General features: G+C 72.5%; 22 protein-coding genes. 11 read left to right on the top strand and 11 right to left on the bottom strand.

All coding sequences use genetic code 11. The annotated features are described in order from the left end of the window. Positions 1-85: 85 nt before the first annotated feature. On the bottom strand, positions 86-628 hold the full coding sequence (locus tag CP981_RS28595) for a DoxX family protein (protein WP_085925251.1): 543 nt from the start codon (positions 626-628) through the stop codon (positions 86-88). Between the two features lie 384 nt (positions 629-1012). Between CP981_RS28595 and CP981_RS28590 the strand changes: the two genes are divergently transcribed. After that, positions 1013-2008 (top strand): TAXI family TRAP transporter solute-binding subunit, encoded by a 996-nt coding sequence (locus tag CP981_RS28590; protein ID WP_085925250.1) that lies wholly within the window; start codon positions 1013-1015, stop codon positions 2006-2008. 98 nt (positions 2009-2106) lie between these two features. On the opposite strand, the gene CP981_RS28585 is transcribed toward CP981_RS28590, so the two are convergent. The 3 genes from CP981_RS28585 to CP981_RS28575 form a co-directional block, all read right to left on the bottom strand. Then, a complete protein-coding gene (locus CP981_RS28585) occupies positions 2107-2310 on the bottom strand; it encodes a cold-shock protein (protein ID WP_042160117.1) in 204 nt (67 codons plus the stop codon). Positions 2311-2522: 212 nt separating this feature from the next. Beyond that, a complete protein-coding gene (locus CP981_RS28580) occupies positions 2523-3938 on the bottom strand; it encodes a HAMP domain-containing sensor histidine kinase (RefSeq protein WP_085925249.1) in 1416 nt (471 codons plus the stop codon). 16 nt (positions 3939-3954) lie between these two features. Beyond that, positions 3955-4695: a response regulator transcription factor gene (locus CP981_RS28575; protein ID WP_085925248.1), complete on the bottom strand. Its 741-nt coding sequence runs from the start codon at positions 4693-4695 to the stop codon at positions 3955-3957. 279 nt (positions 4696-4974) lie between these two features. Here CP981_RS28575 and CP981_RS28570 point away from each other — a divergent pair, with 279 nt between their 5' ends. The 8 genes from CP981_RS28570 (at position 4975) to CP981_RS28540 (ending at position 11575) form a co-directional block, all read left to right on the top strand. Beyond that, complete coding sequence (locus CP981_RS28570; RefSeq protein WP_085925247.1) at positions 4975-5760, top strand: amino acid ABC transporter ATP-binding protein; 786 nt, start codon at positions 4975-4977, stop codon at positions 5758-5760. A 56-nt stretch (positions 5761-5816) separates the two neighbouring features. Further along, on the top strand, positions 5817-6725 hold the full coding sequence (locus CP981_RS28565) for a glutamate ABC transporter substrate-binding protein (protein ID WP_085925301.1): 909 nt from the start codon (positions 5817-5819) through the stop codon (positions 6723-6725). A gap of 132 nt (positions 6726-6857) precedes the next feature. Further along, complete coding sequence (locus CP981_RS28560) at positions 6858-7505, top strand: amino acid ABC transporter permease (protein ID WP_085925246.1); 648 nt, start codon at positions 6858-6860, stop codon at positions 7503-7505. A 73-nt stretch (positions 7506-7578) separates the two neighbouring features. Next, positions 7579-8514, top strand: coding sequence for an amino acid ABC transporter permease (locus CP981_RS28555; protein WP_085925245.1), 936 nt, complete (start codon positions 7579-7581; stop codon positions 8512-8514). Positions 8515-8697: 183 nt separating this feature from the next. Beyond that, the gene (locus CP981_RS28550) at positions 8698-10491 is read left to right on the top strand and encodes an FAD-dependent monooxygenase (RefSeq protein ID WP_085925244.1); all 1794 of its coding nucleotides are present in this window, start codon (positions 8698-8700) and stop codon (positions 10489-10491) included. Further along, a complete protein-coding gene (locus CP981_RS39410) occupies positions 10484-10570 on the top strand; it encodes a putative leader peptide (protein WP_311044721.1) in 87 nt (28 codons plus the stop codon). Before CP981_RS28550 ends, CP981_RS39410 begins: the two co-directional genes overlap by 8 nt. Positions 10571-10649: 79 nt before the next feature. Then, a complete protein-coding gene (locus tag CP981_RS28545; RefSeq protein ID WP_085925243.1) occupies positions 10650-11192 on the top strand; it encodes a cupin domain-containing protein in 543 nt (180 codons plus the stop codon). Further along, on the top strand, positions 11189-11575 hold the full coding sequence (locus tag CP981_RS28540; RefSeq protein WP_085925242.1) for a rhodanese-like domain-containing protein: 387 nt from the start codon (positions 11189-11191) through the stop codon (positions 11573-11575). Before CP981_RS28545 ends, CP981_RS28540 begins: the two co-directional genes overlap by 4 nt. A 281-nt stretch (positions 11576-11856) precedes the next feature. Here the strand turns inward: CP981_RS28540 and recX are convergent, their stop codons facing one another. The 4 genes from recX to CP981_RS28520 all read right to left on the bottom strand — a co-directional run bounded on the left by recX (position 11857) and on the right by CP981_RS28520 (position 15430). Beyond that, positions 11857-12513, bottom strand: coding sequence for a recombination regulator RecX (recX, locus tag CP981_RS28535; protein WP_085925241.1), 657 nt, complete (start codon positions 12511-12513; stop codon positions 11857-11859). 6 nt (positions 12514-12519) lie between these two features. Then, positions 12520-13638, bottom strand: coding sequence for a recombinase RecA (recA, locus tag CP981_RS28530; protein ID WP_085925240.1), 1119 nt, complete (start codon positions 13636-13638; stop codon positions 12520-12522). A 242-nt stretch (positions 13639-13880) separates the two neighbouring features. Then, entirely contained in the window at positions 13881-15119 is a 1239-nt protein-coding gene (locus CP981_RS28525; RefSeq protein ID WP_085925239.1) for an AI-2E family transporter, read from the bottom strand. A 116-nt stretch (positions 15120-15235) separates the two neighbouring features. Further along, on the bottom strand, positions 15236-15430 hold the full coding sequence (locus tag CP981_RS28520; RefSeq protein WP_042159897.1) for a DUF3046 domain-containing protein: 195 nt from the start codon (positions 15428-15430) through the stop codon (positions 15236-15238). Positions 15431-15507: 77 nt separating this feature from the next. On the opposite strand from CP981_RS28520, the gene CP981_RS28515 reads away from it, so the two are divergent. Beyond that, positions 15508-16428, top strand: a complete 921-nt coding sequence (locus tag CP981_RS28515; protein ID WP_085925238.1) for a hypothetical protein — start codon at positions 15508-15510, stop codon at positions 16426-16428. 15 nt (positions 16429-16443) lie between these two features. Here CP981_RS28515 and CP981_RS28510 read toward each other — a convergent pair whose 3' ends face one another. The 3 genes from CP981_RS28510 to CP981_RS28500 all read right to left on the bottom strand — a co-directional run bounded on the left by CP981_RS28510 (position 16444) and on the right by CP981_RS28500 (position 18576). Beyond that, positions 16444-16752, bottom strand: coding sequence for an AzlD domain-containing protein (locus CP981_RS28510; protein WP_085925237.1), 309 nt, complete (start codon positions 16750-16752; stop codon positions 16444-16446). Beyond that, positions 16749-17585, bottom strand: coding sequence for an AzlC family ABC transporter permease (locus tag CP981_RS28505; RefSeq protein ID WP_085925236.1), 837 nt, complete (start codon positions 17583-17585; stop codon positions 16749-16751). Before CP981_RS28505 ends, CP981_RS28510 begins: the two co-directional genes overlap by 4 nt. A 79-nt stretch (positions 17586-17664) precedes the next feature. Then, a complete protein-coding gene (locus CP981_RS28500; RefSeq protein WP_085925235.1) occupies positions 17665-18576 on the bottom strand; it encodes an AraC family transcriptional regulator in 912 nt (303 codons plus the stop codon). A gap of 135 nt (positions 18577-18711) precedes the next feature. Here CP981_RS28500 and CP981_RS28495 point away from each other — a divergent pair, with 135 nt between their 5' ends. Beyond that, complete coding sequence (locus tag CP981_RS28495) at positions 18712-23484, top strand: Lhr family helicase (RefSeq protein ID WP_085925234.1); 4773 nt, start codon at positions 18712-18714, stop codon at positions 23482-23484. The last annotated feature ends 12 nt before the right edge of the window (positions 23485-23496 follow it).

The following is a 23496-nucleotide window of genomic DNA, read 5'->3' as shown; positions in this document are numbered from 1 at the left end:
GTAGGCGGTGCCGGAAGTACCTCCTGACGCCGGAGGCCCGGCCGGGATCATCCGGTACCGGGCGCGGGAAGGCCAGGAGGTCCGCTCAGAGGGCCAGCACGAGGGCGGCGCCGAGGCCGCCGGCTCCCAGGGAGAAGGCCGCACTGCGCCAGCCGCCGTGCCCCCAGCGGAAGGGCCGGTCGAGGGCGTAGCGGCCGGGGCCGGTGGCCGCGATGGTCAGTGCGACGACGGCGATGGTCAGCGGATATTCGAGGCCGCCGGTTTCCGCCCAGAGGCCCTTGGGCGCCGCCAGGACCACGGCATTGATCATCACGCCGATCAGTGCGGCGGCTGCCAGGGGGGTGAGCAGTCCCAGGGCGAGGCCGAGGCCGCCGAGGACTTCCGAGGCTCCGGCGAGGCCGGCGAAGAAGGTGCCGGGCCGGTAGCCGAGCGATGCGAAGCCCTTGGCGGTGATGTCGAGGCCCCGGCCGCCGAAGAGCCCGAAGAGCTTCTGGGCACCGTGGCCGGCCAGGATCAGTCCCACGGTCAGCCGCAGGAGGAGCAGCCCGGCATCGGCCGCGACGGGGGGTGGGCGGACGGCCTCGGACCGGGCACGGGTGTCGGGCCGCAGTGCGGTGGGCGGTTTCATGAGGTGTCGCTTCCCGCACCGGCGCATCAGAGGGCCGTGGTGGGGGGCACCGGCGCCGGTGCGCTGAGGGTGGAGGGATTCTCTTGGCGCGCGCCTGCGGGCGCGCAGTGGGGGGGACGTGCCGGGTCCCCGCTGGGTCCAGGCAGGGAGGGGCTGCCCGCTGCCGCCGGAGCGTACCGGGCGCCACTTCGCCACCGTAACAACTGCTGTTGCGGGTGCAAGCGCGGTCGGGTACCCGGGCCGTGACGACCGTCCGTTCCCGGCCCCCGCGGGCGGCGGACCGTGCCGCGCCGGCAGCCGGGAGAGCCGGTCCGGACACCGGTGACCTCATGGGACCGGCCCCACCCCTCCCTTTCCCGCCGCGGTCCTGGCAGGATCCCGCTCATGTTCACAGCACTCCCCGGCGCCGGTCGCCGGGCCTTCCAGGCGGCGATCGCGGCACTGGTCGCCCTCGGGCTGGGGCTGTGGTGGCTGATGTCGACCGGCGGTACGCCCGCGCCCGGGGGCCGGGTGACGCTGGCGACGGGCGTCCCGACCGGCGTCTACGCGCGCTACGGGGAGCTGCTGAAGCAGGATCTGGCCCATGATCTGCCGGACGTGGATCTGCGGCTGGCCCGCAGCGAGGGCTCGATCGACAATCTGCGGCAGCTGGTCGCCGGGCGCGCGGAGTACGGCATCGCGACGGCGGACGCGGTCGCCACGTACAAGATCAGGGGCGAGCCGGGCGCGGACCGGCTGCGGGCCTGTGCGCGGCTGTACGACGACTACGCGCAGCTGGTGGTGCCGAAGGACTCCGCGGTGCGCTCGACGAAGGATCTGCGGCGGCTGCGGGTCGGGGTCGGGACCGACGGCTCCGGCGTCCAGCTGCTCACCCGGCGCCTGCTGGAGGCGGCCGGGCTGGACTTCGCGAGGGACATCAAGCCGGTGCGGGTCGGTATCGACCGGATGCCGCAGCTGCTGGAGCAGCACAAGCTGGACGCCTTCTTCTGGTCCGGCGGGCTGCCGACGACGGCGGTGCAGCGGCTGGCGCAGCGCTTCCCGGTGCGGCTGGTCCAGCTCGGGGATCTGAGCGAGGCGCTGCACCGGCAGGGCGAGCGCACCCGCTACTACCGGGCCGCGGTGATGCCCGCCGACGCCTACCCGAAGGCCCAGGGCGGGCAGGCGGTGAAGACGATCGCGGTGGCGAATCTGCTGGTGACAACGGACCGCGAGGACGCCGCGCTGACCGAGGGCATCACCCGGACCGTCATCGACAGCCGGGACTGGATCGGCCGCCAGGTGCATGCCGCGCAGAAGGTGGATCTGCGGACGGCGGTGTTCACCGACCCGCTGGAGCTGCACACCGGGGCCCGGCGCTATTACGTGTCGCAGAAGCCCTGAGGCGTCCGCCCAGGGGTCGGTCCAGGGGCCGGTCCGCCAACGGAGCGGGGCCCGCACCGGGCGTACCGGTGCGGGCCCCGCTCACGGGACGCGGTGCGTCAGGCAGCGGCGATGTTCTCCGCCTGCGGGCCCTTGGGGCCCTGGGTCACGTCGAAGGTGACCTTCTGGCCCTCGAGGAGCTCACGGAAGCCCTGCGCGTTGATGTTCGAGTAGTGGGCGAAGACGTCGGGGCCGCCGCCGTCCTGCTCGATGAAGCCGAAGCCCTTTTCCGAGTTGAACCACTTGACGGTGCCGGAAGCCATGTTTTTCTCCTTCATGGGGCAAACGGGAGACCGTACTGCACGGCCTCCTTGTCGCCGAGATGATTGCCCCACACCGGAACAGGTCCGGGAAAACAAGGAACGCCCGGGGCATCCAGCCTCCGGGCGCGCACATAGTTCATGGGTACCACAACTGCAACGTCATCGACGGTAGCACAGTCGGCGGGGCCGTCGGCTCCTGCGCACCGGCTCCCTCACGGTGCGGTGCGCGGCACGGTCACGGTGACCTTCAGCCCGTGCGGCGGATGCGGGGCGTAGCTGATGGTGGCGCCGCCCGCGGTGAGCAGCGCGCGGGTGATCGACAGGCCGAGTCCCGATCCGGAGACGTTCTGGTGGCGGCCGCTGCGCCAGAAGCGGTCACCGACCCGGGAGAGCTCGTCGTCGGTGAGGCCGGGGCCCCGGTCGGCGACGGTGACGTGGACACGCTCGCCGTCCGGTGCGACGCCGACGGTGACCGGACGGCCCTCCGGGGTGAACTTCAGGGCGTTGTCGATCACGGCGTCCAGGGCGCTGGAGAGGGCCACCGGGTCGGCCCAGCCGGTGACGGCGCTCTGCCCCTCGTAGGTGAGGCCGACGCCCTTGTCGTCGGCCAGCGGATGCCAGGAGTCGACGCGGCCGGCGGCCAGCGCCGCGACATCGGTGAGCTGGAGGTCGGCGGCGGTGTGTTCGGCGAGGGCGAGGTCGAGCAGATCGTCCAGGACCCGGGCCAGGCGTTTGCCCTCGGTGCGGACCGCGGCGATCTCCGCGTTGCCGTCGGGGAGTTCGAGGGCCAGCAGCTCGATCCGCAGCAGCAGCGCGGCCAGCGGGTTGCGCAGCTGGTGGGACGCGTCGGCGACAAAGGCGCGCTGCTGCTCCAGGACGTCCTCGACGTTGTCGGCCATCTCGTTGAACGAGCGGGCCAGCCGGCGCAGTTCGGGCGGGCCCGCGGTGGCGGCGACCCGGGCGTTCATCCGGCCGGTGGCGATGTCGTGGCTGGCCGCGTCCAGGACCCGTACGGGCCGCAGCACCCAGCCCGTGAGGCGGAAGGCCGCGGCCACGGCCACGAGCATGGCCGCGCACTCGCCGGCCGCGATCAGCAGCCAGCCGCGCAGGACGTGCGAGCGCAGCTGCCCCGTGGGTGAGTCGGTCATGACGACGGCGACCACATCGCCGTCGCGGATCACCGGTGAGGCGACCGGGATGCGGCCCTTGTCGTCCCAGGGCCAGACCTGGTGCGGGTCATGGCTGCGGCGGCCGGCCAGCGCCTCGCTGAAGGCGCGTGCGGCCTCGCCGTCCTGGGGTACCGGCAGGCCGACGGGGGCGGCGGCCATGGGGGTGCGATCGCGGTAGAAGACACCGGCACGTATGCCGTAGAGGTCGTAGTAGCGCGCGAGCTCGGTACGGAGGGTGGCGCGCCGCTCGTCCTCCTCCGGGGTCTTGTTCCGTTCGTCCGCGTCGGGGCGGGCGGTGACGAACTGGGCGAGGGAGGCGAAGCGGGCGGCGTCGTCGATCCGGTCGACGACCACCCGCTGCTGCTCCACCCCGGCCGTGATGACGCCGAGGGGGATGCCGAGCGCGAGCAGGACACCGGCCATGAGGACGATGAGCAGCGGGAGGAGTCGGGTGCGCACGTGGTCGCGGCGGCCTTCAGGAGGCCGGGGCGGCAGACGCCCGCGCCCCTGGGCCGGCGGCCGGAACGACCAGGCGGTAGCCGACCCCGCGCACCGTCTCGATCAGCGCGGGCATGCGCAGTTTGGCGCGGAGTGAGGCGATATGCACCTCCAGGGTCCGGCCGGTGCCCTCCCAGCTCGTGCGCCACACCTCGCTGATGATCTGCTCCCGGCGGAAGACCACACCGGGGCGCTGGGCGAGCAGCGCGAGCAGGTCGAACTCCTTGCGGGTGAGCGGGACCGCGGCGCCGTCCACCGCCACCTGGCGGGTGGAGAGTTCAACGGTGACCGCGCCCAGGCGCAGCGCCTCGTCGGCGGTGCTCTCCTCGGCGGGCTGCTCACCGCCGCCGGGTGCGTTGCGCCGGCTCACCGCGTGGATACGGGCCAGCAGCTCACCGGTGTCGTACGGCTTGACGACATAGTCGTCCGCGCCGAGGTTGAGCCCGTGGATGCGCGAGCGCACATCGGAGCGCGCGGTGACCATGATGACGGGGGTGGCACAGAGCTTGCGGATCCGGCCGCACACCTCGAAACCGTCCTGGTCGGGCAGCCCGAGGTCGAGCAGCACCACCGCGAACGGCTCCCCGTCGTCGGGCAGCAGGGCCTTGAGCGCGTCCTCGCCGTTGCGCGCATGCACGACGGCCAGGCCGTGCTTGGCGAGCACCGCGGACAGGGCCGCGGCCACATGATCGTCATCCTCGACGAGCAGCAGTCTCATCTGGCCTCCTCCCGGGTGCATGCGTACAGGCCACAGGGCATCTACGGCGATGGGAGGCCCATGCGTCAAGAGGTGGCCACCTCCACGCCGCCATCCGTTACCCAGCCGGTACGCCGGGGACACCACCATGGCGCCGTGTCCACCGCGGACGCCGCGCCGCGCGCCCGGGGTCCCGTCGCGGCCGGATCGTTATGCTCAAGTTCCCCTCAGATGTAATGACGCTGGTCGCGGGGCGTTACTAGGGTCCTCCCCAATCGAGGAGGACGGAGCCACACGCCGATGAGCGAAGTATCGGTGACCAAGAACGCCGACGGTCCCGCGCCGGCAGCGGACCAGCTGGTCGTGCTGGACAACGTGAACAAGCACTTCGGCGCGCTGCACGTGCTCCAGGACATCGACCTGACGATCAACCGCGGCGAGGTCGTCGTCGTGATCGGGCCCTCGGGCTCCGGCAAGTCGACGCTCTGCCGCACGATCAACCGCCTGGAGACCATCGACAGCGGCAGCATCACGATCGACGGGAAGCCACTGCCGCAGGAGGGCCGCGAACTGGCCCGGCTGCGCGCCGATGTGGGCATGGTCTTCCAGTCCTTCAACCTTTTCGCGCACAAGACCGTGCTCGAAAACGTGATGCTGGGCCAGACCAAGGTCCGCAAGACGGACAAGGCGGCAGCCGCGAAGAAGGCCCGCGCCCTGCTCGACCGGGTCGGTGTCGGCACCCAGGCGGACAAGTACCCCGCGCAGCTCTCCGGCGGTCAGCAGCAGCGGGTGGCGATCGCCCGTGCGCTGGCGATGGACCCCAAGGTGATGCTGTTCGACGAGCCGACCTCCGCGCTCGACCCAGAAATGATCAACGAGGTGCTGGACGTCATGCAGCAGCTCGCCCGGGACGGCATGACGATGGTCGTCGTCACCCATGAGATGGGGTTCGCGCGCTCCGCGGCGAACCGGGTCGTCTTCATGGCGGACGGCCGGATCGTCGAAGAGGCCGAGCCGAACCAGTTCTTCAACAACCCGCGCAGCGACCGCGCCAAGGACTTCCTGTCGAAGATCCTCCACCACTGAGCCCGCAGTTGGGCCACCATCATTGCCAACACTTGCTGAACCAAAGGATGTTCACCATGAGGATTCGTAAGACGGCTGCGGCCGGTGCGGTGGTGCTCGCGCTGGCGGCGACGGCGACCGCCTGTGGCGGCGACTCGGGCGCGGCGGGCGACAAGCCGGCCGGCGGCGATGTCTTCAGCGGCAAGTACAAGGTCGCCTCGGCGCCCAAGATCGACTCGCCGGTGCTGAAGAAGGCGCAGAAGGCCAAGAAGATCGTCATCGGCGTCAAGGCCGACCAGCCGTTCCTGGGCTTCAAGGACACCACCGGCAAGTACTCCGGCTTCGACATCGAGATCGCCAAGATGGTCGCCGCCGACCTCGGCTTCTCGGAGAAGCAGATCGAGTTCAAGACGATCGACTCCAACGTCCGTGAGACCACCATCTCCAACGGGCAGGTCGACTACTACGTCGGTACCTACACGATCAACGACGAGCGCAAGAAGCAGGTCGGCTTCGCGGGCCCGTACTACACGGCCGGCGCGGACCTCCTGGTGCGCAAGGACGACAAGGCCATCACCGGACCGGACACCCTCAAGGGCAAGAAGGTCTGCTCGATCGTCGGCTCCACTCCGCTCCAGGAGATCAAGAAGAAGAAGTACGGCGCCGACACCAGCGAGCAGTCCAAGTACTCGGACTGTGTGAAGAACCTGCTGGACGGCCAGGTCGACGCGGTCACCACCGACGACGCGATCCTCAAGGGCTACGCCGCCCAGCGCCCCGAGAAGCTCCGGGTCGTCGGCAAGTCGTTCACCAAGGAGCCCTACGGCGTCGGCATGAACAAGGACGACAAGGCCCTGCGCAACGCGATCACCGACGCGCTGGAGGCCCACATCAAGAACGGCGACTACAAGAAGGCGTACGACGGCACGCTCGGCAAGTCCGGGTCGAAGTTCGTCGCCCCGGAGACGCCGCTGCCCCGCGACTGAGGCGCCGGCGAACCCACTGAACCGTGCCGCCCCGTACGCCCGCCGCGGCGGGTGTGCGGGGCGCACGGTGTCTTCACCCGCCGCTGACTCACTTCCCGCCGTCGACCCGATGACCGCTACCGCGGAGACCCCATGAACGTACTCCTCGATTATCTGCCCCAGTTCCGGGACGGATTCCTCGGAACCCTGGCGATCACCGCGTCCAGCGCCCTGCTCGCGCTGGTACTCGGCGTGCTCATAGCCGGTTTCCGGGTCTCCCCGATTCCGCCGCTGCGCGCCTTCGGGACGGCCTGGGTCACGGTGCTGCGCAACACGCCGCTGACGCTGCTCTTCCTCGTCGCCTTCTTCGTCGTACCGCAGGTCCTCTTCCAGGGTGCGAGCCCGTACGTGCTCGCCACACTGGCGCTCGGCTTCTACACCTCCTCCTTCGTGTGCGAGGCGGTGCGGTCCGGCATCAACACCGTGCCGCTGGGACAGGCGGAGGCCGCGCGCAGCCTCGGTATGACGTTCTCCCAGACGCTGGGCCAGATCGTGCTCCCGCAGGCCACGCGCACCGTCCTGCCCCCGCTGAGCAGCATCTTCATCGCGCTGACGAAGAACTCCGCGATCGCCGGAGCGTTCGGCTACGGCGAGCTGTTCAACCTCTCCAAGCTGCTCAACGACAAGGGATACGCGATCGCCTGGATCTTCCTGTGGACCGCGCTCGCCTACCTCATCATCACCTTCGCCATCAGCGCCGTCTTCCGGTTGCTGGAGCGCCGTATGGGGGTGGCCCGATGAGCGGGCGCGAGGGGCGGATCAGCACGACGTGGGTGCCACGCGCAGGCGCGGCGGAACAAAGCGAGGTAAGGGCATGAGCGGCGCCAGCGTTCTCTACGACGTACCAGGACCGAAGGCGAGGTCCCGCAACCTCGTCTACTCCGTGGTCGGCTCGCTCGCGGTACTGGCGCTGATCGTCTTCGTCGTGCTGCGGCTGAACACCCAGGGCCAGCTCGCGCCCGAGGTGTGGAACATCTTCAACAACGCCGGTGTGCGGACCAACATCCGTGACGGCCTGCTGACGACCCTGCAGGTCTTCGCGGTCGCGGCGGTGCTGTCGCTGGTGCTGGGCGTGCTGCTCGCGGTGGCACGGCTCTCGGACCACCGGCCGGTCCGCTGGCTGGCGACCGGGTTCATCGAGCTGTTCCGCGCCGTGCCGCTGCTGATCACCATCTACGCCCTGTGGGTGCTCCTCCTCAGCAACCGGGACAGCCTCGGCCTGGCCGGGAACCAGCCGCAGTTCTGGGCACTGGTCATCGGCCTCACCGTCTACAACGGCTCGGTCCAGGCCGAGGTGCTGCGGGCCGGCATCAACTCCGTGCCCACGGGGCAGCGCGAGGCCGCGTACGCCCTGGGCATGAGCAAGACGCAGGTCATGACGACGGTGCTGATCCCGCAGGCCGTGCGGGCGATGCTGCCGACGATCATCAGCCAGCTCGTGGTGACCCTGAAGGACACCTCCCTCGGCTACATCATCACCTTCGAGGAACTGCTCTTCACCGCCCGCCAGATGAGCACCAACATCATCGTCAACGGCAACGACACCTACGTGCCGTTCATCATCGTCACCGGCGCCATCTATGTCGCGATGTGCCTGGCGCTGTCCGCCCTCGCCAACTGGATCGAGCAGCGCGGCCGGCGGGCCAAGACGGGCATCGGTGTCGCCACGGCCGGCGAGCCGGTCACGGCCACCGACGCGATGGAGGTCTCCGACGCGGTGTCCGACGGCCCGGCCGCCACGAAGGACTGACGCACCGCAGGCCGCCCGCGGCCGATATCGATCCGTCCGGAGGCGGTGGCACCCTCGCCACCGCCTCCGTCACTTGACGCGAGCGGTCGCAGTGGGTTGCATACGCTGTGTGATCACGCACCGGGCTCCAACTGCCAGTTCCCGCATGTCCCGTACGTACCAGCGGCCCCGGGGAGCTGCGCCGTGGACCCGGTGATCGTCGTCGGGGCCGGCCCGGTCGGCCTCTCCCTCTCGCTCGCCCTCGCCCGCCTCGGCGTCCCGACCGTCGTCCTCGACGAGACCACCGGCCAGGAGGAGACCCGGCCCGCCCGCACTGTCGTGCTCCGCCCGGACACCGCCGCCTTCGTCGCCCGGCTCGGCTGCGCCGACACCCTGGAGAGCGCCGGCACCCACTGGACCGCCTGGCGCACGATGCGCCGCCGGCGCCTGCGGGAACGCGTCGCCTTCGCCCCGCGGACCCCGGACGGCGCGGCCGCCCCCGCCACCGCATCCCCGCTCCACCTCCCGCAGCACGCGCTCACCCGCGCCCTGCGCGCCGCACTCGCCCACGAGAAGCTCGCCGAGATCGTCACCGGCAGCCGGCTCGCCGACCTCGAACAGGACGAGCACGGCATCAGCGCCCACACCCGCGGCCCCAACGGCACGTGGTGGCGCGGGAGTTACCTCATCGGCTGCGACGGGTCCCGGTCGACCGTCCGCAAGCTGCTGGACATCCGCTTCCCGGGCCGTACGGCCGTCGAACGGCATGCGGTGGCCGCACTGCGCTGCGAGCTCCCCTGGCCCGGCGAGGCGCTGCTGCACCGCTCGCCGCCCCGGCCGGGCGGCGGACCGGGCAACGAGGTCTCCGCCCGCCCGCTGACCGGGCATGTCTGGCGGCTGGACTGGCTGCTGCCGCCCGGGCGCGAACTGGTCACCCCGGACGCCCTGGTCGCCCGGATCCGGGACTCACTGGCCGGCTGGACCAGCGAGTCACCGGCGGGTCCGGCCGACGAGACGGGCGCCGAGGGCGACACCGCGCGCCCCCGGGGGCGCGGCCACGGCCGGCTGGTCCCGCCGTACGAACTCCTCGACACCGGGGTGCACACCGTCCACCACCGCTTGGCCCGGGACTGGCGGCAGGGCCGCGCCTTCCTCGCCGGGGACGCCGCACATCTGCTGGGCGCGCTCGGCACCCAGGGCCTGGACGAGGGGCTGCGGGACGCCGAGAACCTCGCCTGGAAACTGGGCCTGGCCTGGCATCACGGCGCGTCCGATGTACTGCTCGACAGCTACCAGGCCGAGCGGCGGGGCGCGGTCGCGGCCCGGCTGCGCGCCGCGGACCAGGCGCTGCCGCTGCTGCGCGACGGCCGCTCGGCCCGCTGGCGCACCGTCCTTCCCGGCGCGGCACGCGGCCGCAGCACCCTGCTCACCGACGGCCACCTGGGCCGCGGCCCGCTCGGCGCGCCGCCCGTCTATGCCCGCACCCCGCTGGGACCGCCCGACGGGAACACCGGCGGCCTCCTCGTCGAGACACCGCCCGGCGCGCCGGTCACGGATGTGGCGGTGACCGCGTCGGACGGCTCGGTGGTACGGCTGCGCGATCGGCTCGGGCACGGACTGCTGGTGGTGCTGGTGGCACCCGGCACCGGCGTCTGGGACCGCCGGCACTGGCAGTCGGCCGGCCTGATGCCCCGACTGGCCGAAGCGGTCGACGCATTGCCGATGGACGCCGAGATCCTGGTCACCGAGGCCTATCCGGGTGCCTCCGCGCACACCGTGCTGCTCGTACGGCCGGACGGCCATCTGGTCACCGCGCTGTCCGGCGTCCGCCCGGCCGAGATGGCCGCGTGCGCGAACGCGGTACGGGGCGGGGCACACGGGCCGGTGACCGGGTCCGGCCGGGATGCCGCCGCACCCGGCGGCGGCGCGGCCGGAGAGGAGGACTCTTCCGCGGTTGACCCTGTGGGAAGCACCGTGCTTCACTCCGAGAATGACTGATCACAGCTCGCGATTCTGGCGGAGGGTCCATCTCGACCTGGTCCGCTACGCGGGCTGCATGTGTCGTCCGTCCTGTTGATCCGCATCTTCCTTCCCCGCGCGGCCACCCGCCTCCGACCGGCAGCCGCGCCTCTTCGCGATCACTCAGGACGGTTTCCGTGCCCGACGTACACACCCCTGCGCGCCCGCCTGCCCTCGGCAAGGACAGCGGGCCCAGCGCCGCCGAACTCCTCGACTTCGCCCGCCGGGCCGCCACCGACCGGGCCCTGGTCGCTTCGCTCCCGCTCGACCCCGAAGGCCGAACCTGGCTCCGGCTGGACGGGCCGGGCGGCAGCGAGGCCTGGCTGATCGGCTGGCCGCCCGGCACCGGCACCGGCTGGCACGACCACGGCGGCTCGCGCGGCGCCTTCGCGGCGGCCGCGGGTGAGCTGACCGAACAGTCGCTCGCCGCCGCGCTGCCCACCGAGGGCTGGAAGACCCTCGAACTCGCCGACGACGTGGACCGGGAGCGCCGGCTCCGCGACGGGCACGGGCGGGCGTTCGGCCCGCACCATGTGCACCAGGTGCTCAACCTCTCCGCGGACACCCACGCGGTGTCGGTACACGCCTACTACCCGCCGCTGCCGCTGATGCGCCGCTACAGCCGCACCGGGCCGGTGCTGCGGCTCGAAGCGGTCGAGCAGCCGGAGGAGTGGGCATGAGCGCGGTCGACGCACTGCTGGCACAGGCCCGGCGCCAACTGGGGCACCGGGTGGATCCCCTGGAGGCCGCCGCCCTCCAGGAGGCGGGCGGACTGCTCGTGGACATCCGCTACGCGGAGCTGCGGGAGCGCGACGGCACCATCCCCGGCGCCCTGATCGTCGAGCGCAACGAACTGGAATGGCGACTCGACCCGACCGGCGCACACCGCGCCCCGGAAGCAACGGACCACGACCTGCCGATCGTCGTCATCTGCAACGAGGGCTACGCATCCAGTCTCGCCGCCGTCTCGCTACGCCAACTGGGGCTGCACCGGGCCACCGATCTGGCAGGGGGATTTCAGGCTTGGCGGGGGGCGGGGTTGGGGGTGGGGTTGAGGGGCTGAGAGGCGTGGGTGAGGTGAGCCTTGGCCCCCGTGCCTGCGCGCACCGCCACATCCGCGCCTGGGGCCGCGCCCAGGCCTACCGTCCACCCCGAGCCTGCGTCCGCGCCAGGCCCTCGCCGCGTCCGTTGCCCCCGCCGCGACGAAGTCGCCGTTGCTTTCAGGCAGTTGCCCTTGAGCTCGGCGTCCCGCCGGGCCCGGCGCCTCGTCGAGCCGGTGCGCGGCCCCGCCCGGTCACCGGCCCCGCCGGATTCGCTGACGGCTACGGTGCCGGCCGCCGCCCCTCATATATCCAGCAGGCCATGCTGCTCCAGAAGATCCGGATCCTCGCCTTCCTCCTCCAGCGCCTGTTTGACGACGCGGAGGGCGAGGCCCTCCGGGTATCCCTTGCGGGCCAGCATTCCGGCCAGGCGGCGAAGGCGCTTTTCGCGGTCCAGGCCTCTGGTGGCACGCAGTTTGCGGTCGACCAGCTCGCGGGCGGTGGACTCCTCCTGCTCGGAGTCGAGGCGGCCGACGGCCACATCGATGAGGGCGGAGTCCACTCCCTTGGTGCGGAGTTCGCGGGCCAGGGCGCGCCGGGCCAGGCCGCGCCCATGGTGGCGGGACTCCACCCAGGCGTCGGCGAAGGCCGCGTCGTCGATCAGTCCGACGTCCTCGAAGCGGGACAGCACCTCGTCCGCGGCCTCCTCGGGGATGCCCCGCCGGTGCAGGGCGTCCGCGAGCTGCTTACGGGTACGAGGGTTCCCGGTGAGCAGGCGCAGGCAGATGGCCCGCGCCTGCTCCTCGGGCGTACGCGGTGGCCCCGACTCGGCCCTCGACGAGGAGGGGCCACCGCTGTCCTCACGGCCATGACGGCCCCTGCGGCCGCTACGGGTCTCGGCGTCGCCGGCAGCACTGTCGATCTCGTCCTCGCTGCCCGGCCATTCCGTTCGCCGCGTCATGGCGGGCTAGCTCTTGGCCGCGGTGGCCTTGGAGCCCTTGGCGCCCTTGGCCGCCGGTGCCGGAGCCACAGCCGGTTCGGCCGCCGCCACCGCGGCGTCCGTGCCGGGCTCCGCCGCCGGGTCCTGCGGCTGCACGCCGATGCCGAGCTTCTCCTTGATCTTCTTCTCGATCTCGTTGGCGAGATCCGGGTTGTCCTTGAGGAAGTTGCGGGCGTTCTCCTTGCCCTGGCCGAGCTGGTCGCCCTCGTAGGTGTACCAAGCGCCGGACTTGCGGATGAAGCCGTGCTCCACGCCCATGTCGATCAGGCCGCCCTCACGGCTGATGCCCTGGCCGTAGAGGATGTCGAACTCCGCCTGCTTGAAGGGCGGGGAGACCTTGTTCTTGACGACCTTGACGCGGGTGCGGTTGCCGACCGCGTCCGTGCCGTCCTTGAGGGTTTCGATGCGGCGGATGTCGAGACGCACCGACGCGTAGAACTTCAGCGCACGGCCACCGGTCGTGGTCTCCGGCGAGCCGAACATCACGCCGATCTTCTCGCGGAGCTGGTTGATGAAGATCGCGGTGGTCTTGGACTGGTTGAGCGCGCTGGTGATCTTGCGCAGTGCCTGGCTCATCAGCCGGGCCTGGAGGCCGACGTGGGAGTCGCCCATCTCGCCCTCGATCTCGGCCCGCGGCACCAGGGCGGCGACGGAGTCGATCACGATGAGGTCGAGCGCGCCGGAGCGGACCAGCATGTCCGTGATCTCCAGTGCCTGCTCGCCGTTGTCCGGCTGGGACAGGATCAGGGAGTCGGTGTCCACGCCGAGCTTCTTGGCGTACTCGGGGTCGAGCGCGTGCTCGGCGTCGATGAACGCGACGGAGCCGCCGGCCTTCTGCGCGTTCGCGACGGCGTGCAGGGTCAGGGTCGTCTTACCGGAGGACTCCGGGCCGTAGACCTCGACAACGCGGCCGCGAGGGATACCGCCGACCCCGAGCGCGACATCAAGCGCGGTGGAGCCGGTGGGGATGACCTCGATGGGTTCGTTCGGCCGCTCCCCCATGCGCATCACGGCGCCCTTGCCGAATTGCCGTTCAATCTGTGCGAGTGCGGCGTCCAGCGCCTTCTCGCGGTCGGTGCCTGCCATGGGTTCCACCCGATTTGCTTGAGTCGATCGCTTCACGTCCATGACGCTAACGCCTGCCACTGACAATGCGCCCGGACCCGGCTCCGGCCTGTGGATAACTCCGCGAAAAGCCCGAGGACAGCGGCCGGAACTCCCATGAGAATGGATGTTCGATTTTGGTGTCAAGCAGCCTCACCGCTACGTCGTCGGCGGAGAACCGCCCGCGCGAGGCCGCCCCGCCCCTCCGATGGTGCGCCCTTCCGTCAGCCGGCGTCCTGGCCCTCGGCCGGGGTGCCGCCCGCCTTCCTGTCCTCCAGCGGAGCCGGCGGCTGCGCGTCGTGCAGGTTCCGCCGCATACGGGCCAGGGCCCGGACCCCGCGTTCGCGTCTGCCGTGGACCCGCGGGTCGTCGGTGACCTCGTACCGCTTCACATACGCGCCGAGGAAGGCTTGCAGGGTCGCCGTCGCCGGGATCGAGATCAGTGCGCCCACCGCGCCCATCAGCGCCGTGCCGGCGACGACCGAGCCGAAGGCGACGGCGGGATGGATGTCCACCGTCTTGGCGGTGATCCGCGGCTGGAGGAGGTAGTTCTCGAACTGCTGGTAGATCACGACGAAGCCGAAGACCCACAGGGCGTACCAGGGATCGACGGTGAACGCGATCAGGACCGGCAGGGCGCCCGCGAGATAGGTCCCTATGGTCGGGATGAACTGGGAGACCAGGCCCACCCACATGCCCAGCGCCGGGGCGTACGGGACCCCCAGGAACTCCAGCAGCACATAGTGCGCGATGCCGGAGATCAGTGCCATCAGGCCGCGCGAGTAGAGATAGCCGCCGGTCTTGGCGACCGCGATCTCCCAGGCGCGCAGCACCTCCGTCTGGCGGTGCGGTGGCAGCACGGAGCACAGCGCGCGGCGCAGCCGGGGCCCGTCGGCGGCGAAGTAGAAAGAGAACAGCGCCACCGTCAGCAGGTTGAACAGACTGCCCAGCACCGTCGCAGAGACGGCCAGCACGTTGTTGGCGCTGTCCGTGACGTACTTCTGGAGCCAGTCCGACTTGAGCAGGTTGTTCTGCACCTGGACCCGCGAGAGGTGGGTGTGCAGGGTGTTGTTGATCCAGCTGATCACGGAGTCCAGGTACTGCGGGAACTCCTCGACCATGTTGGCTATCTGGCCGGCGAGCATGGAGCCCAGGAGCGCGAAGAACCCGGCCGCGGCGACGAGGATGCCCAGAAAGACCAGACCGGTGGCCAGCCCGCGCCGCATGCCCCGGGCCGCCATCCAGTCGACGGCCGGTTCGACGGCCAGCGCGAGGAAGAACGCGATCAGCACGTTCAGCAGCAGCGTGATCAGCTGGTGGAATCCCCAGGTCGCGAGCTGGAAGCAGGCCACCAGGGCGAGCGCGAGCACCATGGCGCGCGGCAGCCAGCGCGGCATCCGCGCATCGGACCGGTCCTCGGGGCGTGGGACGTCGTTGCTGGAGATCTCATCTGACTCGGGCACGAAGCCAAGTGTCGCGTACGGTCATGACATTCCCGGTCCTGGGCCGTGCCCCGGCCCTCGCCACCCGGCCCCGGGGCTCTCTTCCGGCCAGGTCAGAGCCCTGCGAAGGGCCCCGTTCAGCGTTTGTCGGACGGCACCTCCATGACCGAGCAGACCACCCGCCACACCTCCTTGGCGCTCCACCCCGCGTCCAGTGCCTCGTGCACGGTCCGGCCGCCGAGGCCGGACATCACATGATCGCGCGCGAAGGAGTCGGCATACGCCGCACCGAAGTGATCCGCCATCCGCTGCCAGAAGACCGTCAACCGCATGCCTTCAGTATCCCGCCCTGGGAGGGCAGCGGTCGCGAGCCGGTGCCACCAGGAGGAAACGGCCCTACGGTCAGCCCATGGCCGAAAACGTAAGCTCACCTTCGACTCCTCTGGCGCGAGCCGAGCGATTCGTCTGGCTGACCGCCCGGGTACTTGAGCAGCGGCTCTTCGAGTACCACTTCCTCGGCGGCGGGGCCGACCCCGTGGAGACCGCGCTCGCCGCGTACCGCAACGACGACGACGGCTTCGGCCACGCCCTGGAGCCCGATCTTCGCGGCCCGGTCAGCCAGCCGCTGCACACCGCGCACGCCCTGAAGGTCCTCGATCTGATCGGGCGGTGCGACGGCCGCCAGGTGGAGCGGATCTGCCGGTATCTGACGAAGATCTCCACCCCGGAGGGCGCACTGCCCGCGCTGCACCCTTCGCTGCGCGGCTATCCGTCCGCGCCCTGGATCCCGGTGGTCGACGACCCGCCGAGCGCCCTCCTGGCCACCGGCCCCGTGGTGGGTGTCCTGCACCGGAACGAGGTGTGGCACGCCTGGCTGTTCCGGGCCACGGACTACTGCTGGGCGGCAGTGGAGTCGATGGAGGACACCCACCCGTACGAGGTCGAGGCGGCGGTGGCCTTCCTGGACGGCGCCCCGGACCGGCCACGGGCCGCCGCGGCGGCGCAGCGGCTCGGCCGGCTCGTACGGGACCGGCGCCTGGTGCTGCTGGACCCGGAGCAGGCCGCGGACGTCCCGGTGGCACCGGGGTACGCCCCCGGGGAGCACCACCTCGCCTACGACTTCGCGCCCGCGCCCGGCTCGCTGGCCCGGGACTGGTTCACCGACGAGGAGATGGAGCGGGCGCTGGATCACCTCGTCGCGCTCCAGGAGGAGGACGGCGGCTGGCCGCTGAACTGGCGGGTGTGGGCACACGGGGCGGCGCTGGAGAGCCGTCCGATGGTGACGCTCAGGGCGCTGCTGACCCTCCGGGCGTACGGGCGTCCCCTCTAGGGCGTCCCGCAGCGCTCACCCTCCCAGGGCCCGCACCCCCGCGGTGACGGCCACGGCGACGCCGACGACCAGGAGGAACGGCGCCCGCAGGACGAGCGCGACGGCCGCGGCGGCCACCCCCGCGGCCTTGGCGTCGAGCATCAGGTGCCGGCCGTCGCTGAAGGTCTGCTGGGCGGTGAGCGCGGCCAGCAGGGCCACCGGCAGGAGCGCGGCCAGCCGTTTGACCAGCGGGCGCTCCAGGAGGCCGGCGGGTGCCGCCAGGCCGAGGTACTTGACCAGGTAGCAGCCGACGGCGGTGACGGCGATGGCGATCCAGACGTTCATGCCGGGTCCTCCTCGGTGGCGGGGCGGCTCGCGGAGGTTCCCTCCGGGCGCGCGGGCGGGCCGTGGTCGTCGGCCCGGTCGGCGCGCGGCCCCTGCGCCGTCCCCTGCCCGCGGCGCCCCTGGACGACGAGGACGGCGGGTGCGGCGAGCGCCGCGACCAGCACCGGTACACCGGTGGGCAGCAGCGGCAGCGTCACCATGACCAGCACCACGGCGAGACCGGCCGCGACCCGCTCCACGGTGTCCTTGAGCATCGGCGCCAGCAGCGCCAGGAAGACCGCGGGGCCGGCCGCGTCCAGGCCCCAGGTCTCGGTGTCGCCGAGCGCCTCGGCGCCCAGGGCACCGGCGAGGGTGGTGAGGTTCCACAGGACGTAGAGGGTCAGCCCGGTGACGGTGAAGCCGAGCCGGGCGCTGCGCCGGTCGGGCTGGGCCAGGGCGACGGCCGAGGTTTCGTCGAGGACCCAGTGGGCGGCGAACGGTTTGACCGTGGCCCGGTACCCGAGGACGGCGGACAGCCGCAGCCCGTAGAAGGCGTTGCGGGCACCCAGGAAGAACGCGCCGGCCGCGGCGGTGAGCGGGTTGCCGCCCGCCGCCAGCGCGCCGACGAGGGCTAGCTGCGAGGCCCCGGTGAACACCAGCAGGCTGAGCGCGCAGGTCTGCAAGAGGCTGAGCCCGGCGCCGGCCGAGGTCACGCCGAAGGCGAATCCGGAGAGGCCGACGGCGATGCCGACGCCGAGCGCGTCCCTGATGACGGCGGCGTCGGAGGTCGCGGGCGGTGCCGGCGGCGGTGGCGCGGCCCGCTCCGTGGTGCGTATCTCTGTCTGTTCTGGCACGTCCCGGACCTTAGGTTCCGGGACTGCCGCAGGTCTTGTACGTTCTTGCGCCCGGCGCGCACACCCCCCGACCGCGCAGTCAGAGCCGCTCCGGTCGTACCGCCCGCCTCTGGGCCGACCGCTCCCTCCGGTACGCGCCGGGCGGTACGCCGACGATCCGGGTGAAGTGCCGGTTCAGATGCGGCTGGTCGGTGAAGCCGACGGCGACGGCCGTATCGGCGGGTGTGCGGCCGGCTTCCAGGAGCCTGCGGGCCCGGCGCACCCGGGCGTCGGTGAGCCAGGTGTGCGGCGGCATGCCGTACGCGCTCTTGAAGGCCCGCAGCAGCGCGAACGGGCTGGTACCGAGCTCCTGCGCCAGCCGCTCCAGGGAGGGCGGATCGGCCATCCGCTCCTCCAGGACGGTCCGGGCGCGGGCGGCGGTCCGGGCTCCCGCGGTGCGTGGCGTACGCGCCGGGAGCGGGCCGCCGTAGCGGCGCAGCAGGAGGGCGACGACGGTCCGCAGCAGGCTGTCGGCGGCCAGGGCGTTGCCGGTCTCGGCGGCCCGGTGGATCTCGGTGATCATGCGGCCGAGCTGTGGCTCCTCGGCGGTGGTGCGGTCGAAGCCCGGGGTGCCGCGCAGCGCCGTGGTCTCCTCGGCGATCTCGGCGACGAGCTCGTAGGACGGGTAGAGCGTGGCGTAGGTCCAGCCCTCGGGTGCGCCCGCCCGCGCGGTGTGCGCGACCTCCGGGTTGATCATGATGATGCCGCCGTGGCCGGCCCGGACGGTGCCCTGCCGGAGCCCGACCTCCTCGATGCCGGAGGTCACCGCGCAGACCACATAGCCGTCGTGCGCGTGGCGGGGGAAGGAGTGCCGGACGTAGCGGGCGCGCAGCAGGTCGAGGCCGGGCAGCCCGTCGTAGCGCCAGTGGCGCGCCCACTCGCCACGCGCCCGCGGCACGGCCGCCGCGCCGGGCCCGCCGTCGGCCGCGCTCTCCCCGCTGACCATGACCATGCCGCCATTCTGCGTCCGCCGGACAGCCGTGGGCCCGCCCGTCCGAAGCGTGGACGGCCGGAAAAGGCCCGGTCGGCGGCGGTGGGCGCGGCGCGCGGGTCCGCGTTGTCAGTGGTCCGGTGCACGATGGGGGACATGGCCGAGGCAGCGTTCGAGACGTTCTCCCCCGCGACCCGCGGTTGGTTCGCCGGGGCGTTCAGCGCGCCCACGGCCGCGCAGGAGGGCGCCTGGCGGGCGATCGGCGCGGGCTCCGACGTCCTCGTGGTGGCGCCGACGGGCTCGGGCAAGACGCTCGCCGCCTTCCTCGCGTCGCTGGACGCGCTGGCGAGCAGTCCGCCGCCCGCCGAGCCGAAGAAGCGCTGCCGGGTGTTGTACGTCTCCCCGCTGAAGGCGCTGGCCGTAGATGTCGAGCGCAATCTGCGCAGTCCGCTGACGGGCATCCGCCAGGAGTCGGTCCGCCGCGGGCTGCCGGAGCCGGACATCACCGTCGGCATCCGCTCCGGGGACACCCCGCCCGCCGAGCGCCGGTCGATCGCCAACCGCCCGCCGGACATCCTCATCACGACCCCCGAGTCACTGTTCCTGATGCTGACGTCCTCGGCCCGGGAGGCGCTGGCGGGCGTGGAGACGGTGATCCTGGACGAGGTCCACGCCGTGGCCGGCACGAAGCGCGGGGCGCATCTGGCGCTGTCCCTGGAGCGGCTGGACGAGCTCCTGGCCCGCCCGGCGCGACGGATCGGGCTGTCGGCGACGGTCCGCCCGGTGGAGGAGGTGGCCCGCTATCTGTCGCCGCGGCGCCGGGTGGAGATCGTCCAGCCGCCGTCCGGGAAGCGTTTCGACCTCTCGGTGGTCGTCCCGGTGGAGGACATGGGTGAGCTGGGCGGCTCACCCGTCCAGGAGGGCGACACCGGTGAGAAGCCGTCCATCTGGCCGCAGGTCGAGGAGAAGATCGCCGACCTCGTCCAGGCCCATCGCTCCACAATCGTCTTCGCCAACTCCCGCCGTCTGGCGGAGCGGCTGTGCAACCGCCTCAACGAGATCGCCTACGAGCGGGCCACGGGCGAGGCCCTGCCGGAACACCACTCCCCCGCGGAGCTGATGGCCGAGGCCGGTGCCGCCAAGGGGGCGCCGGCGCTGCTGGCCCGCGCCCACCACGGTTCCGTGTCCAAGGAGCAACGCGCCCAGGTGGAGGAGGACTTGAAGGCGGGCCGGCTGCCGGCCGTGGTCGCCACCTCCAGTCTGGAGCTGGGTATCGACATGGGCGCGGTCGATCTGGTCGTCCAGGTGGAGTCGCCGCCTTCGGTCGCGTCCGGGCTCCAGCGCGTCGGGCGGGCCGGCCATCAGGTCGGCGCGGTCTCGACGGGCATCGTGTTCCCCAAGTACCGCGGCGATCTGGTGCAGGCCGCCGTGGTCACCGAGCGGATGCGCTCCGGCGCCATCGAGGCGCTGCGGGTGCCGGCCAATCCGCTGGACGTGCTCGCCCAGCAGCTCGTCGCCATGGCCGCGATGGACACCTGGGACGTCGAGGAGCTGCTGGCCCTGGTCCGGCGGGCCGCCCCGTTCGCCGCGCTTCCCGAGTCGGCGTTCACGGCCGTGCTGGACATGCTCGCCGGCCGCTATCCCTCCGACGCCTTCGCCGAGCTGCGGCCGCGCCTGGTGTGGGACCGCGTCGCACAGACGGTCACGGGCCGCCCCGGGGCACAGCGGCTGGCCGTCACCTCCGGTGGCACCATCCCCGACCGCGGCCTGTTCGGGGTGTTCCTGGCGGGCGGCGACTCCGGCAAGGGGGGCGGCGGGCGCCGGGTCGGAGAGCTCGACGAGGAGATGGTCTACGAGTCCCGCGTCGGCGATGTCTTCACACTCGGCACGACGTCCTGGCGCATCGAGGACATCACCCGCGACCGGGTGCTGGTCACTCCCGCCCCCGGGGTGCCGGGGCGGCTGCCCTTCTGGAAGGGCGACCAGCTGGGTCGCCCTCTGGAACTGGGCCGCGCGCTCGGCGCGTTCCTCCGCGAGATCGGCTCGCTCGCGCCGGAGGACGCCGGGGCCCGGCTGTCCGCCGCCGGGCTGGACGACTGGGCGGTGTCCAATGTGCTGAGCTACCTCGCCGAGCAGAAGCAGGCCTGCGGCCATGTCCCCGATGACCGCACGATCGTCGTGGAGCGGTTCCGCGACGAGCTCGGCGACTGGCGGGTGGTCATCCACTCCCCGTTCGGCGCGCAGGTGCACGCCCCCTGGGCGCTGGCCCTCGGCGCCCGCCTCGCCGAGCGCCACGGCATGGACGCCCAGGTGATGCACGCCGACGACGGCATCGTGCTGCGGCTGCCCGACGCCGATCTCATGGGCCTCGATCTCCTCGACGGCGACAGCGGCTTCGACCCGTCCGCCGGCCCGCCCGGACACGGCGCGGAGTACGACCCCGAGCAATCCCCCGTGGGCGCCGCCGATGTCGCCTTCGACCAGGGCGAAGTCGATCAGCTCGTCACGGACCAGGTCGGCGGTTCCGCACTGTTCGCCTCCCGGTTCCGGGAATGCGCCGCCCGCGCCCTGCTGCTGCCGCGGCGCAGCCCGGGCAAGCGCACCCCGCTGTGGCAGCAGCGCCAGCGGGCCGCCCAGCTCCTCCAGGTGGCGAGCGAGTTCGGCTCGTTCCCGATCGTGCTGGAAGCCGTCCGCGAATGCCTCCAGGACGTCTTCGACGTCCCGGGCCTGACGGAGCTGATGGGGGACATCGAGTCCCGCCGGGTCCGCCTGGTGGAGGTCACCACCCCCGAACCGTCCCCGTTCGCCCGCTCGCTGCTGTTCGGCTATGTCGCCCAGTTCCTGTACGAGGGCGACTCCCCGCTCGCCGAGCGCCGCGCCGCCGCCCTCTCCCTGGACTCCCGGCTGCTCGCCGAACTGCTCGGCCAGGCCGAGCTGCGTGAGCTGCTGGACGCCGAAGTGCTGACCGAGCTGGAGCGCGAGCTCCAGTGGCGTACGGACGACCGGCGGGTCAAGGACGTCGAGGGCGTCGCCGACGTCCTGCGGCTGCTGGGGCCGCTGACCGATGCCGAGCTGGCCGAGCGCGGTGCGGACCCGGCCTGGCCCCGGGAGCTGGCCGCCACCCGCCGGGCCCTGTCCGTACGGATCGCCGGCGCCGACCACTGGGCCGCGGTCGAGGACGCCGGCCGGCTCCGTGACGCGCTGGGCACGGCGCTGCCGGTCGGTGTCCCGGAGTCGTTCACCGAACCGGTCAAGGACCCGCTCGGCGATCTGCTGTCCCGTTACGCCCGCACCCACGGCCCGTTCACCTCCGAGCAGGCCGCCGCCCGCTTCGGTCTCGGCACGGCCGTCACCGACGGGGCGCTCCAGCGGCTCGCCGCCGCCGGCCGGGTGGTCCAGGGCGAGTTCCATCCCGCGGGCATCGGCCAGGAGTGGTGTGACGCCCAGGTGCTGCGCAGGCTGCGCCGCCGCTCCCTCGCCGCGCTGCGCGAGGAACTGGAGCCGGTGCCGCCCGCCGCGCTCGCCGCCTTCCTCCCCCAGTGGCAGCACGTCGGCGCACCGCGCCCGGCAACGGCCAGCGGTGTGTCCGCGCCCCTCGGCGGCGCCTCGCACAGCCTGCGCGGCATCGACGGCCTGGTGCGCGCCATCGAGCAGCTCCAGGGCGCCCCGGTGCCCGCCTCCGCCCTGGAAAAGCTGGTGCTGCCGTCCCGCGTCGGCGGCTACTCCCCCGCCCTGCTGGACGAACTCACCGCCACCGGTGAGGTGTTGTGGGCCGGCGCCGGTGCGCTCCCCGGCAAGGACGGCTGGCTCTCGCTGCATCTCGCCGACTCCGCCCCGCTGCTGCTCCCGCCGCCGCTCCCGCTGGAACTGACCGCGCTGCACGAGTCGTTGCTGACCGCCCTCGCCCCCGGTTACGGACTGTTCTTCCGCCAGCTCGCCGACCAGGTCCGCGCCACCACCCACCCGGACGCCACCGATCCGCAGCTGGCCGACGCGCTGTGGGACCTGGCCTGGTCGGGCCGGCTGACCAACGACACCCTCGCCCCGTTGCGCGCCCTCCTCGGCTCGGGCCGTACGGCAGGATCGACCGCCCATCGCGCCCGCCGCGCCGTCCCCCGGGGCCGGTACGGCTCGCTGACCGCGGCCGCGGGCCGCGGCGGCCGGCCCACCGCCTCCCGCTCCGGCCCGCCGACCGTGGGTGGCCGCTGGTCGCTGCTGCCCACCACCGAGCCGGACCCCACCCACCGCGCCCATGCCCTGGCCCGTGCACTCCTGGACCGGCACGGTGTCGTCACCCGTGGAGCGGTCGCCGCCGAAGGGGTCGAGGGCGGGTTCTCCGCCGCGTACCGGGTACTGGCCGCCTTCGAGGAGTCCGGCCAGGCCCGTCGCGGCTATGTGGTGGAAGGGCTGGGCGCGGCCCAGTTCGCGATGGACGGGGCGGTGGACCGGCTGCGCGCGGTCAGCACCCAGCGGGAGCGCACCGCCGATGCCGGGCTGCCGGAGAGCGGCCCGGCGCCGTCCCGGCGGGGCGGCCCGCAGCGCGCCGTGGTCCTGGCCGCCGCCGACCCCGCGAACGCCTACGGTGCCGCGCTGTCCTGGCCCGAGCCGCCCGAGGGCTCGACCCACAAGCCCGGCCGCAAGGCGGGCTCCCTGGTGGTCCTCGTCGACGGCGAGCTGACGCTCTACATGGAGCGCGGTGGCAAGACCCTGCTCATCTGGCCGCTCGGCCCCGCACCGGACCGGGCCGCCACGGACCCCCGCCTCCAGCTGGCCGTCGAGGCCCTCACGGATGCCGCCCGCGCCGGCGCCCTGGGCACCATCACCACCGAACGCATCAACGGCACCGCGGCCCTCACCTCCCCGTACGCCGTCACCCTGGAGACCGCCGGCTTCCACCCCACCCCCCGGGGCCTGCGCCTGCGCGGCTGACAACGGCAGCGC

The organism is Streptomyces platensis (genome assembly GCF_008704855.1).
GTDB classification, from domain to species: Bacteria; Actinomycetota; Actinomycetes; order Streptomycetales; family Streptomycetaceae; genus Streptomyces; species Streptomyces platensis.
This window is presented reverse-complemented; position numbering and strand designations above follow the sequence as displayed.